Origin of the sequence: Curtobacterium sp. VKM Ac-1395 (genome assembly GCF_015350975.1) — a bacterium.
Classification (GTDB): domain Bacteria; phylum Actinomycetota; class Actinomycetes; order Actinomycetales; family Microbacteriaceae; genus Curtobacterium.
This window is the reverse complement of the sequence record NZ_JADKRX010000003.1, coordinates 280,272-293,177: the sequence shown is the minus strand read 5'-3', so window position 1 is coordinate 293,177 and position 12,906 is coordinate 280,272. Positions and strand designations below refer to the sequence as shown.

Below are 12,906 nucleotides of genomic sequence, written 5' to 3'. Positions count from 1 at the left end.
ACCAGGACCAGGACCAGGACCAGGACCAGGACCAGGACCAGGACCAGGACCAGGACCAGGACCAGGACCAGGACCAGTGACGTGCGACGGCATCGACTCCGCTCCGTCTCGACGTGCGTGGTTCCGGTGCGTCAAGGTCGCCGCGCGCCGTCACCGTCGTGCTGTTCGCGACCGCGCAGCACCCATCCGCGGAGAAGCGGGAGGCCCACCGCCGCCGCCAGACCGATCGCGTACACGATGATGGTGGACCGGCTGTCGTGGTTGTCTGCGTAGTTCGACCACCGCATCCCCAACAGGACCTGAACCAAGGGGCCCAGCGCTGCGATGACGCAGCCCGGGAGCACTGTCAGGAGCCACGTTCGGCGCCACGACAGTCCCGACCCGGGCCGGATCATGACCGCGCCAGCCGTCGCGGCTGTCGCGACCCCGCCCCAGAACCACGACGCCCCGGACATCCGCCAACCGTCGTGTGTCCACCATGCTTCGACCAAGGCGGTCGTGCGTTCCCAGGATTCGGTCCGCACGTACCTCCCCGCGAGTACCGGGAGCGGCCACCCGACGATCGCGAGGACACCAGTGACCGATGCCACCAGACCGAGCAGCCATCGCACCAACCGGCGATGGTCGACCGGCTCGACGTCGAACGACTCGATGCTCACCGTCGGAAAGGCCGGGACGTCACGATGCTCACGGTCGGAGCGTATCGGTGACTCCGGAGCCGATGCTCAACCTCGTGAACGCCGCACGATGACGTGTACGACGCACGTGATCCCGGCGATGAGCGCGACGACCAGCACCGACGACAGCGACGACGTGTCGATGGACAGAGTCGTCCCACCTCCATGTAGCCTCGCGCACATGACCGACATGGACCGGCGCAGCCTCCTCGAACGGCTCGTCGGGAGGCCCCTCCCGTGGGTCGCCTGGGCGTACGCGGGCCTGGCCGTCGTCTGGGTCGTCCTCGCCGTCGTCGAACCGTCCGGGCTCCACACGTTCATGGCGATCGTGTGGCCGATCCTCGCCGCGATCCAGATCAGCTCCGCCTGGTACGTCCGACGGCAGGACCGGAACCGCGCTGGTGGTGCAGACAGCGGTCACGGGGCCAGTTGAGCTCGCGATCGGTGCGGTCAGCGCACACGACGAGCAGAGGATGCCCGTCCGGCTGCCGGTCCGATCCCGCCCCCACGGCGATCAGCGCACGGGCCTGCTGAACAGGTTCACGACGTTGCCGTCCGGGTCCCTGACGAGCGCGGAGCGGTTGCCCCACGGCATCGTGGTCGGCGCGAGGACGACGTCGCCGGGATCGAGCCGGAGCCTGGCGAACTCGCCGTCGACGTCGGGGACCTCGAACTCGACGACGACCGAGCGGTTCGTCCCGGGGACGACCGCCCCGCCGAGCATCGCGACCGTGGCGGTGCTGGCGATGGCGAGGACACCGCCTGGTCCGCTGAACTGCGCGAAGACCGGCGCCGGGCGCTCGGCCTGCTGGCCCGTGACCCGCTCGTAGAAGGCGACGAGGCCGTCGAGGTCATCGGTGACGATGCGGATGGATGCGAACGACATGGGGTTCCTCCGGTGTTCGGTGACGTGGGGACACCACCCTCGCCGGTCGTCGCGACACCGTGCCGTCGGTGTTTCCCGGATCTGACGGCGTCAGGTCAGTCGTCGCCGAGTGACCGCAACCGCCCGTACTGGATCGCGAGGTCCTCGGACCGGACGGTGCGTCGGGGCGGCCGTTCGTCGGTGACCTCGATCGAGCGCATCCGGTCCGCGCGGAACGCACGGACACCATCGCGCAGTCGACACCAGGCGACGAGGTACCACTGCCCCTCCTTGCTGATCGATCCCAGCGGTTCGACGTCGCGGACGGACTCCGCGCCCGTGCCGTCCAGGTAGCGGAGTCGCACGACGCGGCCGGCTCCGAGGGCCTCGGCGAACGCTGCCGGCAGGACCGGCTCGTCCTCGGACTCGAGGAAGTGGACGCGGGAGGCGAGCGCACTGGCCCGTCCGGCGTCCGCGTCCGGCATCACCGCGAGCACCTTCCTGCCAGCGGTGTGGGCTGCGTGCCGGAAGGGACTGTGCCGAAGCGTGCCGAGACCGATCAGCACCGCGAGGGCCTCGTCAGGGGTGAAGCCCGGCGGGCCGAGCGTCGCAGCTGCGTCGATGACGTACCCGCCGGTCCGGCCCGGTTCAGCCCAGATCGGCAGGCCTGCCTGCTGCAGGGCAGCGAGGTCCCGCTCGATGGTCCGCACCGACACCTCGAACCGTTCGGCGAGACGTCGAGCGCTCCGCGGACGGGGCGACGCCGCTCGCAGTTCCTCGACGAGGCCGTAGAGACGATCGGTCCGGTTCACCCAGCAATCATCCGTCAGCCCGCACCCGCTGGCGTCCGCTGACCGATCGCTGACCGGGCTCAGTCCTGATGCCGCCGTCAGCCCGCCGGACGCGTACAGTCCCACGCAACGGATGACCGGCGGGCGGGGGATGCGATGCGACTGATCATGGGGACGTCACTGGTGGTGGCGCTGGCAGCAGCAGCGCTGGTCGGCCCGGCACTGCCAGCGGCCGCGGCCGGGACGGGGACGATCGCCGTGCAGCTCGCGGCGCCGGACGGTACCCCCATCCGGCTGGCAGACGTCGAACTCGCGGCGATCGGGATCGATGTCGTCGTCGGGAACGCCACCACGGACGCCGACGGCACGGCGACGTTCACCGGCATCCCTGCCCCTGACACCGTCACGGTGACGACACGGCAGCTCCCGCCGCACGGAGCGGAGACGTACGCCCCCGGACTCCGCCCGGACATCGCGGTCCGCGGTGGTTCGACGGTCGCGGTCACCGTGCCCCTCGTGCTCGGTGCGACCGTGCAGGGCGGGGTGGTCGGACCCACGGGACCTGCTGTGGGGCGCCTGATGTACGCGTGGAACGAGGACACCTCGCAGGTGTTCCGGACGACCTCGGACAGCGCCGGCCAGTACCAGTTCGTCGGGTTGAGCACCGGTCAGTACCGCATCGAGGCCTACGCCAGCGGCACGGTGCCGCCTGCCGTGTGGAAGACGCGGGTGTACCAGCAGCGCGGGACGCTCCCGGCGTCGCAGGTGACGTTGTCGCGGCACTACGCGCACAGTGACTACGACCTGACCGTCTACGCGGCCACCGCGTCCCGCACGCGGTCAGCGGAGCTCAGCGGCGCGAACGTCGTGGTGACGAACGTGACGACCGGGGCCTCGTTCTCGACCCGCTTCTCGACGCTGCTCGACAGCGAGCAGACGGCGCAGTTCCAGATCCCCTCCGGGCAGTACGTGGCCGAGCTCCGGACGACGGCGACGACCACGACGCCCGCGCGTGTGCTGTGGCTCGGGCGTCCCGGCGGTGTGTACCGGTACGTGGGCGACCGGGCGCAGGCCGTGCCGGTCAAGGTCGTGGTGGGCGGGTTGAACTACTGGGGCGGGGTGCTGCCCGACCCAGCGTCGCGCTGAGCGCTGGGTCCACCGCGCACGGCACGGACGGGAGGCTCGGTGCCAGCTGGCACCGAGCCTCCCGTCCGTCGTGGGCGAGCGTGGGCGGTGACGCCCCCGAGACCGAGCTGCGTCGTCAGTGTCGGATCGACGGCCACGCGAAGTCGGCCGGGACGCTGTCCGGGTCGAGCCGGTCAGCCGGCACGCCTGCCGCGGAGGTGACGATGCCGTTGCCCATCGACCAGTCGGCGGGCTGCACCCTTATGCTCCGGCACTGCTCGGGCGACCCGCCCTCGAGGAGATCGATGCGCACACGAGGCATTTCGGTACGTTCCAACGACCACTGGTGCAGGGATGGTTCTCGTGCCGGCCGACTGGACGCGGTCTCGGGGTCAGTCGGTGTAGTACCCGGCTTCGAGGTCCTCGATCAGCGTCGGGCCCGACGGCTCCCACGACAGGAGCTGCCGGGTGGTGACGGCAGTTGCGGGCTGGTCCCCACCGAGGAGGGCTCCGAACACACCGAGCTGTTCGGGGTCCACCGCAGCTGCAGGAAGGCCGGTCCTGGCCGCGATGACGTCGGCGACCTGGCGCATGGGGACGCCTTCCTCGCCGACGGCGTGCAGGACCGACCCGGCGGGAGCGCTCTCGAGTGCGAGGAAGACGAGCCGAGCGGCATCGGAGATGTGCACGGCCGGCCAACGGTTCCGCCCGTCTCCGACGTACGCCGCGGCGCGCCGCAGCGTTCTACAGCACCCTGCAGAACGAGCACTTCGTCCTGGAGTCGGCGCGCAGCATCACCGTGAGCGAGTCGAGCAGCCGGGCGTCGCTGTACCTGACGACGCTGTCCAGCTCCCTGGTCGCCTTCGGCTTCCTCGCCCGGACCGAGTACGCCGTCCAGTTCCTGTCGGTCGTCATCCCGGTGGTCTTCCTGCTCGGGCTCTTCACGTACGAGCGCCTCGTCGAGACCTCCCTCGAGGACGTCGCCGCCCTCGAGTCCATCCAGCGGATCCGGGGTGTCTACGCCACGGTCCTGCCGGGTGCCGCGAAGTACTTCCCCCGGCCCGACGGACCGCACGGACCGAACGAGATGCTGCCGATCGGCCGCAGGGCATCGTGGATCGGCGTGTTCTTCACCACGGCGACCGCGATCTCCGTGGTCAACGCGATCGTCGGGGGCGCAGGTGTCGCCATCCTCACGGTGCAGCTGTCCGGGGAGCCGACGCCGTCGATCCTGGCCGGCGTGGCCACCGCCGTGCTGCTCGCCGTGCTCCTGGGGCTCTACCAGGAGCACCGGTACGGGGCGCTCCGACGATCGCTGCGCACGACGCCTCCGACGGTCACCTGACCGTCGATCGGAGCGGCGGGACGCGACCAGGAGGCGGACGGGAGGCTCGGGACCGGCCGGCACCGAGCCTCCCGTCCGGCAGGCGGTCGCCGCGCGCACCGCGCGGTGCGGTCCGTCAGGCGAGCGCCGTCGTCACCCGCGGGTGACGCGGAGCACGGTGTCCACCAACCGGCCCGTGTCCTTCGCCGGATCGAGGGGGGCGCCGAGCTGTGCCCAGAGGTACGCGGGTGCGATCACGAGCTCGATGCACCCCATGCCGTCGATCCATCCGACGTCCTTGTGCCGGCCGACGTCGGACGGCAGCCCGCGCCGGACGGGCGGTGACGGGTCGGCCACCGGCGCCGTCGACGCGGCGAGCGCCACGTGGCACGATCGCCCCGTGGCCACACTCGTCAGTGGGAACCCCGGTTCGGGGAAGTCGACCATGACCGCGCTCCTGCGGAGCCGCGGCGTCCGTGCGCTCGACGCCGACGAGGTGCCCGGCCTGGCCGCGTGGATGAACGGGTCGGGAGACGTGGTCGGGGACGGTTCCCTCGAGCCCTCACCCGAGCTCCTGGCGACGTGCTTCTGGGGCTGGAGCGGCCCGCGGGTCGAGCAGATCGTGGGGGAACTCGGTCCCGACGGGGTGCTCCTCGGGATCGCGGTCAACCAGTGGGACTTCGTCGACCGGTTCGACCGCCTGGTGCTGCTCGAACTCGACCCTGCGACGCAGCGGGACCGCGTCGCGTCCCGGGACCCGCTCTTCCGGGAGCAGATCGCCGCCGGTCTCCCGGTGATGCAGGAGCAGATGCGCACGCACGGCGCGCACGTGGTCGACGCGACACAGGACCCGGAACACGTCGCACGAGAGCTCGCGGCGTTGCTCCACCGCTCCCGATGACCCGGTGTGCCAGGATCAGCACATGGGGGCACACATCAGTCACGTCATCAGCGCAGTCGTCATCGGAGCCGCGACCGTCGTCGCACTCGCGGGCTGTTCCGCCGGGGAGCCCGAGCCGACCAAGACGGTCACCGTGACCGCGACGCCTCGCGCGCTGCAGCCCGGTGACACGGACACGAGCGTGCCGGCCGTCTGCGGCCAGGTCAGCGCCGTCGAGACCATCACCGTCAACGCGGGAGCGGCGCACGAGCGCGGCGAGCTCAGCGACGAGGCCTACCGGTCGCGCCTCGACGCAGCCCGGTACGTCTACGCGCACCTGCCCACGACCGACGCCGTCGCGTCCTCGGTCGGCGCGCTGCAGTCCTGGTTGACGCAGCACCCGGCGCCCGCATCGTCGCTGTCCCTCGACCCCGACGACGCCGGCCTGCAGGACGCGATCAACGCCGTCGGTACGGCATGCCGCGACGCGGGCGCACCCATCGGGGTCTCCGCCGCGTACGGCGGCTGAGCGTCACCGGGGGGTGCTGATGGACGAGGTCTCGCAGCGCGACACGGCAGCGCCGCCCAGCAGCACGCGCCGCGCTGTGCTCCACACGCTGATGGCACTGGTCATCGGTCTCGGAGCCGCGCACTTCACGCACGCCGCGATCGTCATGGCACTCCTGACCGGCGTCCCCGGGCTGGTGGCGGTCCTGGTCGTCGGAGTCGTCACCGGGGTGGCGCTCGCCGCAGCCGCCGTCGTCGGCACCGGGAAGCGTGGAGCCGCGTGGCTGGGGCTGACTGCGCTGGTCGTGGTCCCCTCGGTGCTCGTCGCGGAGGTGGTGCTGGGGATGGTCAGCGCGCTCCGGGGCGGACCCGGCACGGTCGACCTGTCGCCGACGCCGCTGCCCTACGTCGCCGGCGCGGTCCTGGCGGCGGTCCCCGCGCTGCTGGTCCACCCCGGCCGCCCCAGGGCACTCGGCCTCGTGGCCGTCGGCGCGGGAGTGGTCGCGCTCATCGTGGTCGCCGTCGTCCTCGGACCGCACTCCCGGTAGTGCTGACGCGCGTCCGGCGCGGTCTCAGGCGCCGGTGCAGCCGATGTCGGACTCGTCGTGCCCGACCCCGATGCCCACGCCGAACGACGTCGGGTCGGTGACCGAGCGGGTCGTGCCGAGCGGCCCGCCGGTGGTGACGACCAGGCCGTGGAGCCGCCCGGCGTCCGCTCCGTCGTCGAGCACGACACGACCGACGACGTCGAGCTCGCCGTGTGCCGGCACCACGACGCCGCTGTCGATCGGCACCGTGCGGCCGTAGCTGCCGGGCATGGCCGGGTCGGTCGTGATGGTGAGTCCGGCGCTGTCCGTGCTCGGGGCCGTCGCGATGGACAGGTGGGAGAGGGCCACGTCGTGGAGTTCCCCGGCGCGGACGTCGCGGACGCGGATGCCGTGCCCGGTGTCGTTCCGGAACGACGTCAGGAACCACGCTGCGGCCGAGGTCGCCGCCGCCGGGTAGGTACCGCAGACGCCACCATCACCTCGGGCGTCGGTCGAGAGTGTGCTGCCCGGTGCGACGACCACGCCGAAGCCGACCGCCAGCACGACGGCACCGAGTGCGCTCGCTCCGAGGAGTGCTCGTCCGATGTCCACGCTGCTCACCGTAGGGGATCGCTGCTCCTGCGGGCCAGGAGGCTCGTCCCGGCAGGTCGGCGCTCAGCGCTGGTCGAGCTGTCCGGCGACGGCGGGGAGCAGCAGGGCCACCGCGGCATCCGTGACCTCGTCCACCTGGTCCGGCGCCAGGCGGCCGGTGCTGGCCAGGGAGCTGATGCCCTCCAACATGCCGGCTACCAGGAACGGCAGCGGACCCGGGCGACCCTGGCTGTGCTCGCCGAGCATCGCGGCGCCCTGGGCGAAGAACCGGGCCGCCGCCTGGGTCGCCGGCGAATCGACCCCGCGCGGTGCGCCCGCGAACATCAGCTCCATGAGGCGCCCGTTCTCGAAGGCGAAGTGGACATGGGCGTGCGCGTAGTCGCTGAGGCGGGCGTGCAGGTCCTCGTGGCGGTCCGCTGTGCCGAGGGCGGCCGTGAGCTCGTCGAAGCCCTCGGCGGCGATGGCGTCGAGGAGCGCCTCCCGGTCCGGGAAGTGGCGGAGCGGCGCGCTGTGGCTGACCCCGGCCCGTTTGGCGAGCCCGCGGATCGTGACGGCCTGCGCCCCTTCCTCCATGAGCAGCTGACGGCCCTCGGCGATGAGGACCTCCCGCAGCGAGCCGTGGTGGTACGGAGTGGACATGGTTCGATCGTACCGCTATGTAGACGTTGACAACAATGTGTGCGCCGTCTACATTTGCGGCATGACGAACCCCGCTTCCACCGCCGACCTCGCCGGCCGCACCATCCTCATCACCGGCGCCACCAGCGGCATCGGCCGGTCCACCGCGGCTGCCGTCGCCGCCAGGGGAGCCCGGGTGGTCCTCGCCGTCCGTGACACCGACAAGGGCCGACGCGTCGCGGCCGAGCTCCCCGGGGCGGCCGGCACCCACGTCGTCCGGGCACTCGACCTGGCCGACCTCGCGTCCGTCCGTCGCTTCGCCGACGAGACCACCGAGCAGATCGACGTCCTGGTCAACAACGCGGGGGTGTCGGCATCGACGCTCGGTCGCACGCATGACGGTTTCGAGATGCAGTTCGGCACGAACCACCTCGGGCACTTCCTGCTGACGACGCTGCTCCTGTCGCGGATCACCTCACGCGTGGTGACCGTGTCCTCCCAGGCGGAGCGGATGGGCCGGCTGGACCTGGACGACCTGGACTGGCGGACCCGCCCCTACAAGGGCGGTCGGGCGTACGCGGACTCGAAGCTGGCGAACCTCGCCTTCACCCTCGAGCTCGACCGCCGCCTCCGACAGGCCGGCTCGCCCGTGCGCGCCCTCGCCGCGCACCCCGGGATCGTCGTGACGCCGATCTACGACCGCCCCACCGGCACGCGGCCCGGGCTGTGGGACGTCCTGCTGCCGGTCATCGGCCAGGGCCCCGACCAGGGAGCCCTGCCCGTGCTGCTCGCGATCACGGGGGACCTGCCGGGTGGCACGTTCACCGGGCCCGAGCACCTGTTCCACATGCGTGGCGGTGCCCAGGCGATCTCGGCCTCTGCCCGGGCGAAGGACACGACCCTCCAGTCCGCGCTCTGGGCGGCGTCCGAGGCCATGACCGGCACCGCACGCAGGGCGGACTGATGCCCGGCTCTCCCTGGACGAGCGTGCTCGAGCTCGACGCCGGACACGAGTACGTCGTGCTGGCGACGCGCTTCACCGTCCAGTCCCGACGACACCTGCTCGGCATCATGGCGTCGACGCAGCCGCTCTGGCAGTCCCTCCCGACGACGACGGGGCTCGCCGGCCACCAGTTCGCGGTGTCGCCGGTGCGGGGAACGCTCTCCACCCTCACGGCCTGGCAGGACCGACCCGCGCTCGAGGCCTTCGTGCGCGGCCCGCTGCACGCGGCGCTCGCCACGGACACCCGCCCGCTGATGCAGGCCAGCCGGTTCGTGGACTGGGTCGCCCTCGGATCCGACCTGCCCCCGTCGTGGCGGGGTGCGAACGAGCGGCTCGACGCCGCGCGAGCGCGCTGAGCAGTGTTCCCACGCGGCGCTGCTGCGCTGCGGAACCGCCACGCAGCGGTGCAGACTGAGCGTCTCCGACCCCGAAGGACGCGCTCATGCAGACCCTGACCCTCGACGGCTCCGTCGCCCTCGTCACCGCCGCCTCCCGCGGGATCGGCCGCGCGATCGCGCTCGACCTCGCCGAGCACGGCGCTGACGTCGCCCTCGGCGTCCGGGACCCCGACGCCGCGACCGGACTCGCCGACACGATCCGCGACTTGGGCCGCCGGGTCGCCGTGGTCCCGATGGACGTCACGGACCTGGCCGCGTGCCGGTCGGCGATCGACAGCGTCGTCGCGGAGCTCGGCAGGATCGACGTGCTCGTGAACAACGCGGGCGGCGGGATCGTGGAGGACGCCCTCGACGTCACCGAGGAGCACTTCGACACCGTCTGGGAGCTCACGACGAAGTCGACCTTCTTCGTCTCGCAGCACGTGGCGAAGCACATGAGATCGTCCGGGGGTGGCTCCATCGTGAACATCGCCTCCCAGGCCGGCCTGGTCGCGCTGCCGGGGGAGTCGTCCTACTGCCTGAGCAAGGCCGCCGTCATCCACATGACCAAGTGCCTCGCGGTGGAGTGGGGGCAGTACGGCATCCGGGTGAACGCCGTCGCACCGACGTTCGTCGAGACCGAGGGGACCGCGCCGGCGCTCGCCGACGAGGCGTTCCGTGCGGACACGGTGGAGCGCATCGCCGCGCTGCACCGGATCGGGCAGCCGGAGGAGGTCGCAGCGGCGGTCACCTTCCTGGCTGGTGAGGGTGCCTCCCTCATCACCGGGACGGCGCTCCCGATCGACGGCGGCTGGACGGCGCGCTGACCCGGGGGCCCGCCGGCTCAGGGGCCAGCGGCCCAGCGGCCCAGCGGCCCAGCGGCCCGGGGGCCCAAGGACCCAGCCACCCAGCGGCCTAGCGGCCCAGCGGCCAACCGGGCAAGCGGCCCTGCGCCATCCGGCCACCCCGGACACCCGCCCAGGGCACCGCGCCGACCATCGGTTCCCCACGACGGATCCCGATCAGCGCAAGGAGTGCCATGTCCGACCAGCAGCAGCAGCCCCCGGGTCACGAGGACGCGATGACCCCGAAGGCCGACCACGGCGAGGAGTCCTACCGCGGTTCCGGCAAGTTGACCGGCAAGCGAGCCGTCATCACCGGCGGCGACAGCGGCATCGGCAAGGCGGTGGCCATCGCCTTCGCCCGCGAAGGCGCTGACGTCCTGATCAGCTACCTGCCCGAGGAGCAGGACGACGCCGAGGACACGAAGCACTGGGTCGAGGAGGCGGGTCGCAAGGCCGTCCTGTTCCCCGGCGACCTGACCGACCCGGCGTACTGCCGCGAGGTCATCGCGACCGCGGTCAGCGAACTCGGCGGCCTCGACGTCCTGGTCAACAACGCCGCCTACCAGATGGCCCACGAGACGTTCGAGGAGATCACCGACGAGGAGTGGGACCACACCCTCGCCACCAACCTCAGCGCCTACTTCCACCTCGTCAAGGCAGCGCTCCCGCACCTCGGCGCCGGCGCGTCGATCATCGGGTCGAGCTCCGTGAACTCGGACAACCCCCGCCCCGACCTGGCCCCGTACGACGTCACCAAGGCCGGCGTCGCCAACCTGTCGGCGGCACTCGCGCAGCTGCTCGGTCCGCGCGGCATCCGCGTCAACAGCGTCGCGCCCGGACCGATCTGGACGCCGCTCATCCCGTCGACGATGCCGCCGGAGCAGGTCGAGCAGTTCGGCACGCAGTCCCCGCTGGGCCGCGCCGGCCAGCCGGCCGAGCTCGCCCCGGTGTACGTCCTGCTCGCCAGCGACGACGGCAGCTACGTGTCGGGCGCGCGCGTCGCCGTCACCGGCGGGACGCCGATCCTCTGACCCGGGACCGGACAGGAGGCCCGTGGCGGACCCCGCCACGGGCCTCCCGTCCGTCACGGCGTGAGCAGAGTCGACAGGTGACGGTCGCGCATCCGGTCAGGAGGCCGTGGCCGGCTCCGCCTGTCCGCTGAACCGCTCGACGAGGGTGCGCTTCAGGACCTTGCCGCTCGGCCCGAGCGGGAGGGCGTCGAGGACGTGCACGACGCGGGGGAACTTGTACGCCGCGATCTCCGCCGACACGAAGGCGACCAGGTCCTCGGGGGTGGCGGTGGCGTCGGGGCGCAGGACCACGGCCGCCTCGATCTCCTGCCCGTGCACCTCGTGCGGGACACCGAACACCGCGGCCATGGTCACGTCGGGGTGCGTCGCGAGGACCTCTTCCACCTGCCGTGGGTACACGTTGTAGCCGTTCCGGATGATCATGTCCTTGGTCCGGTCGACGATCGTCAGGTAGCCGTCGTCGTCCTTCGTGCCGAGGTCGCCCGTGCGGAACCAGCCGTCGACGATCGCCGCTGCCGTGTCCTCGGGCCGGTCGAGGTAGCCGTTCATCAGGTTGTGGCCGCGGATGACGAGTTCGCCGACGGCACCTCGGGGCAGCAGCACGACGTGCTCGGCCGTCGCGGGGTCCGCGATCTCGACGTCGACGCCCCACACCGGCGTGCCGATGGTGCCGGGCCGTGGGGGCGTGCCGACGTGGTTGAACGTCGCGACCGGGGAGGTCTCGGTCAGCCCGTAGCCCTCGTGCACGGGGGCGTCGTAGACCTGCTGGAAGCGCTCGAGCACGGCGAGCGGCAGCGACGCCCCACCGGAGATGGCGTAGCGGAGCGACGGTCGGGCCTCGGTCCGGGTCGCGGCGTCGAGCAGTGCCATGTACATCGTCGGCACGCCCATGAAGATCCCGCACCGGTGCTCGACCATCGCGGCGAGGGCCGAGTCGCCGTCGAACTTCGGCAGCATCACGATCGTCGCGCCGGCACGGAAGCCGGTGTTCATCGTGCAGGTCTGCCCGAACGTGTGGAACAGCGGGAGTGCCCCGAGGAGCACGTCGCCGTGGTGCATGTCGAACGTGGTGAGCAGGTTCGTGTTCACCTGTTCGAGCAGTGCGAAGTGCGACCCCTCCGCGCCCTTCGGCTGACCGGTGGTGCCGCTCGTGTAGAGGATCGTCGCGGTGTCGAACGGGTCCCGGAGGACGTACGTGGTGAGGGGCTCGCTCGAGCCGGCCAGGGCCTCCAGGCGGTCCGGGGCGTCGTCGTGGTCCGCCGATGTGGCGGGGGCGAGCACGGTCAGGACGTCGACCCCGGCCAGTGCGGCACCGGCGGCACCCTCGCCGAGCAGGGGAGCGGCGCACACCAGGAGGGTCGCAGCGCTGTCGCGGAGCACGTACTCGATCTCGCGGCGCTTCAGGAGGGCGTGGACGGGGACGGCGACCGCCCCGAGCGCGAGGGTGGCGTAGTACACGCGGGGGAAGTCGGCCACGTTCGGCACGAGCATCGCGACACGGGCGCCTTCGGTGACGCCGTGGGCTCGGAGCGCTCCGGCGTAGGCCAAGGTCTGCGACCAGAGCTCGGCGTACGTGGTGCGCTCGTCGCCGACCACGACGGCGACGTCGTCCGGGTAGCGCGCGGCCGACTCGGCGAGGATCGCGGCGACCGACGCCGTGGCACGGGTCCTGGGGATGGTGGTGGTCTCGGGCATGCCGGGCTCCGTCTCCGTTGACGAGGGGT

The 12,906-nt window shown here is 72.0% G+C and carries 18 protein-coding genes; 10 read left to right on the top strand and 8 right to left on the bottom strand.

Going from position 1 to position 12,906, the window contains the following annotated elements; genetic code table 11:
* The first annotated feature begins 858 nt into the window (after positions 1 to 858).
* Complete coding sequence (locus ITJ68_RS09960) at positions 859 to 1,110, top strand: hypothetical protein (protein WP_194661118.1); 252 nt, start codon at positions 859 to 861, stop codon at positions 1,108 to 1,110.
* An 81-nt stretch (positions 1,111 to 1,191) separates the two neighbouring features.
* Here the strand turns inward: ITJ68_RS09960 and ITJ68_RS09955 are convergent, their stop codons facing one another.
* Complete coding sequence (locus ITJ68_RS09955; RefSeq protein ID WP_194661117.1) at positions 1,192 to 1,563, bottom strand: VOC family protein; 372 nt, start codon at positions 1,561 to 1,563, stop codon at positions 1,192 to 1,194.
* 95 nt (positions 1,564 to 1,658) lie between these two features.
* Positions 1,659 to 2,354, bottom strand: coding sequence for a helix-turn-helix transcriptional regulator (locus ITJ68_RS09950; protein WP_194661116.1), 696 nt, complete (start codon positions 2,352 to 2,354; stop codon positions 1,659 to 1,661).
* A gap of 135 nt (positions 2,355 to 2,489) precedes the next feature.
* Between ITJ68_RS09950 and ITJ68_RS09945 the strand changes: the two genes are divergently transcribed.
* Positions 2,490 to 3,479 carry a carboxypeptidase-like regulatory domain-containing protein gene (locus ITJ68_RS09945; RefSeq protein WP_194661115.1) on the top strand — a complete coding sequence of 330 codons (990 nt, stop codon included), beginning with the start codon at positions 2,490 to 2,492 and terminating at the stop codon, positions 3,477 to 3,479.
* Positions 3,480 to 3,594: 115 nt separating this feature from the next.
* Here the strand turns inward: ITJ68_RS09945 and ITJ68_RS09940 are convergent, their stop codons facing one another.
* Together ITJ68_RS09940 and ITJ68_RS09935 are read right to left on the bottom strand one after the other, a co-directional pair.
* Positions 3,595 to 3,771 carry a hypothetical protein gene (locus ITJ68_RS09940; RefSeq protein WP_194661114.1) on the bottom strand — a complete coding sequence of 59 codons (177 nt, stop codon included), beginning with the start codon at positions 3,769 to 3,771 and terminating at the stop codon, positions 3,595 to 3,597.
* Positions 3,772 to 3,850: 79 nt separating this feature from the next.
* Positions 3,851 to 4,147: a hypothetical protein gene (locus ITJ68_RS09935; protein ID WP_194661113.1), complete on the bottom strand. Its 297-nt coding sequence runs from the start codon at positions 4,145 to 4,147 to the stop codon at positions 3,851 to 3,853.
* 110 nt (positions 4,148 to 4,257) lie between these two features.
* On the opposite strand from ITJ68_RS09935, the gene ITJ68_RS09930 reads away from it, so the two are divergent.
* Complete coding sequence (locus tag ITJ68_RS09930) at positions 4,258 to 4,803, top strand: hypothetical protein (RefSeq protein ID WP_194661112.1); 546 nt, start codon at positions 4,258 to 4,260, stop codon at positions 4,801 to 4,803.
* Between the two features lie 132 nt (positions 4,804 to 4,935).
* Here the strand turns inward: ITJ68_RS09930 and ITJ68_RS09925 are convergent, their stop codons facing one another.
* Positions 4,936 to 5,229, bottom strand: coding sequence for a hypothetical protein (locus tag ITJ68_RS09925; protein WP_194661111.1), 294 nt, complete (start codon positions 5,227 to 5,229; stop codon positions 4,936 to 4,938).
* Here ITJ68_RS09925 and ITJ68_RS09920 point away from each other — a divergent pair.
* Genes ITJ68_RS09920 through ITJ68_RS09910 form a run of 3 tightly spaced genes read left to right on the top strand, consistent with a single transcriptional unit; the run spans position 5,228 to position 6,717 of the window.
* Positions 5,228 to 5,683, top strand: a complete 456-nt coding sequence (locus ITJ68_RS09920; RefSeq protein ID WP_194661110.1) for a hypothetical protein — start codon at positions 5,228 to 5,230, stop codon at positions 5,681 to 5,683. The genes ITJ68_RS09925 and ITJ68_RS09920 overlap by 2 nt on opposite strands.
* Before the next feature lie 22 nt (positions 5,684 to 5,705).
* Positions 5,706 to 6,191, top strand: a complete 486-nt coding sequence (locus ITJ68_RS09915) for a hypothetical protein (protein WP_194661109.1) — start codon at positions 5,706 to 5,708, stop codon at positions 6,189 to 6,191.
* Between the two features lie 19 nt (positions 6,192 to 6,210).
* Positions 6,211 to 6,717: a hypothetical protein gene (locus ITJ68_RS09910; protein WP_194661108.1), complete on the top strand. Its 507-nt coding sequence runs from the start codon at positions 6,211 to 6,213 to the stop codon at positions 6,715 to 6,717.
* Between the two features lie 24 nt (positions 6,718 to 6,741).
* Here ITJ68_RS09910 and ITJ68_RS09905 read toward each other — a convergent pair whose 3' ends face one another.
* Positions 6,742 to 7,308, bottom strand: coding sequence for a hypothetical protein (locus ITJ68_RS09905; RefSeq protein WP_194661107.1), 567 nt, complete (start codon positions 7,306 to 7,308; stop codon positions 6,742 to 6,744).
* Positions 7,309 to 7,371: 63 nt separating this feature from the next.
* A complete protein-coding gene (locus tag ITJ68_RS09900) occupies positions 7,372 to 7,947 on the bottom strand; it encodes a TetR/AcrR family transcriptional regulator (RefSeq protein WP_194661106.1) in 576 nt (191 codons plus the stop codon).
* Positions 7,948 to 8,008: 61 nt separating this feature from the next.
* Here ITJ68_RS09900 and ITJ68_RS09895 point away from each other — a divergent pair, with 61 nt between their 5' ends.
* The 4 genes from ITJ68_RS09895 (at position 8,009) to ITJ68_RS09880 (ending at position 11,182) form a co-directional block, all read left to right on the top strand.
* A complete protein-coding gene (locus ITJ68_RS09895; protein WP_194661105.1) occupies positions 8,009 to 8,890 on the top strand; it encodes an oxidoreductase in 882 nt (293 codons plus the stop codon).
* Entirely contained in the window at positions 8,890 to 9,285 is a 396-nt protein-coding gene (locus ITJ68_RS09890; protein WP_194661104.1) for a hypothetical protein, read from the top strand. The genes ITJ68_RS09895 and ITJ68_RS09890 overlap by 1 nt, the downstream gene beginning before the upstream one ends.
* A gap of 86 nt (positions 9,286 to 9,371) precedes the next feature.
* Positions 9,372 to 10,133, top strand: a complete 762-nt coding sequence (locus ITJ68_RS09885) for an SDR family NAD(P)-dependent oxidoreductase (RefSeq protein ID WP_194661103.1) — start codon at positions 9,372 to 9,374, stop codon at positions 10,131 to 10,133.
* A gap of 212 nt (positions 10,134 to 10,345) precedes the next feature.
* Positions 10,346 to 11,182 (top strand): SDR family oxidoreductase, encoded by an 837-nt coding sequence (locus ITJ68_RS09880; RefSeq protein WP_194661102.1) that lies wholly within the window; start codon positions 10,346 to 10,348, stop codon positions 11,180 to 11,182.
* A 96-nt stretch (positions 11,183 to 11,278) separates the two neighbouring features.
* Here the strand turns inward: ITJ68_RS09880 and ITJ68_RS09875 are convergent, their stop codons facing one another.
* Positions 11,279 to 12,877 carry a long-chain-fatty-acid--CoA ligase gene (locus tag ITJ68_RS09875; RefSeq protein ID WP_194661101.1) on the bottom strand — a complete coding sequence of 533 codons (1,599 nt, stop codon included), beginning with the start codon at positions 12,875 to 12,877 and terminating at the stop codon, positions 11,279 to 11,281.
* Positions 12,878 to 12,906: the final 29 nt, after the last annotated feature.

Excerpts from the sequence above, each read along its gene's own strand:
- ITJ68_RS09890 (WP_194661104.1), top strand. The coding sequence starts at position 8,890 with ATGCCCGGCTCTCCCTGGACGAGCGTGCTCGAGCTCGACGCCGGACAC.
- ITJ68_RS09945 (WP_194661115.1), top strand. The coding sequence starts at position 2,490 with ATGCGACTGATCATGGGGACGTCACTGGTGGTGGCGCTGGCAGCAGCA.
- ITJ68_RS09920 (WP_194661110.1), top strand. The coding sequence starts at position 5,228 with ATGACCGCGCTCCTGCGGAGCCGCGGCGTCCGTGCGCTCGACGCCGAC.
- ITJ68_RS09955 (WP_194661117.1), bottom strand. The coding sequence starts at position 1,563 with ATGTCGTTCGCATCCATCCGCATCGTCACCGATGACCTCGACGGCCTC.
- ITJ68_RS09925 (WP_194661111.1), bottom strand. The coding sequence starts at position 5,229 with ATGGTCGACTTCCCCGAACCGGGGTTCCCACTGACGAGTGTGGCCACG.
- ITJ68_RS09915 (WP_194661109.1), top strand. The coding sequence starts at position 5,706 with ATGGGGGCACACATCAGTCACGTCATCAGCGCAGTCGTCATCGGAGCC.
- ITJ68_RS09875 (WP_194661101.1), bottom strand. The coding sequence starts at position 12,877 with ATGCCCGAGACCACCACCATCCCCAGGACCCGTGCCACGGCGTCGGTC.
- ITJ68_RS09880 (WP_194661102.1), top strand. The coding sequence starts at position 10,346 with ATGTCCGACCAGCAGCAGCAGCCCCCGGGTCACGAGGACGCGATGACC.
- ITJ68_RS09885 (WP_194661103.1), top strand. The coding sequence starts at position 9,372 with ATGCAGACCCTGACCCTCGACGGCTCCGTCGCCCTCGTCACCGCCGCC.
- ITJ68_RS09900 (WP_194661106.1), bottom strand. The coding sequence starts at position 7,947 with ATGTCCACTCCGTACCACCACGGCTCGCTGCGGGAGGTCCTCATCGCC.
- ITJ68_RS09960 (WP_194661118.1), top strand. The coding sequence starts at position 859 with ATGACCGACATGGACCGGCGCAGCCTCCTCGAACGGCTCGTCGGGAGG.
- ITJ68_RS09895 (WP_194661105.1), top strand. The coding sequence starts at position 8,009 with ATGACGAACCCCGCTTCCACCGCCGACCTCGCCGGCCGCACCATCCTC.
- ITJ68_RS09910 (WP_194661108.1), top strand. The coding sequence starts at position 6,211 with ATGGACGAGGTCTCGCAGCGCGACACGGCAGCGCCGCCCAGCAGCACG.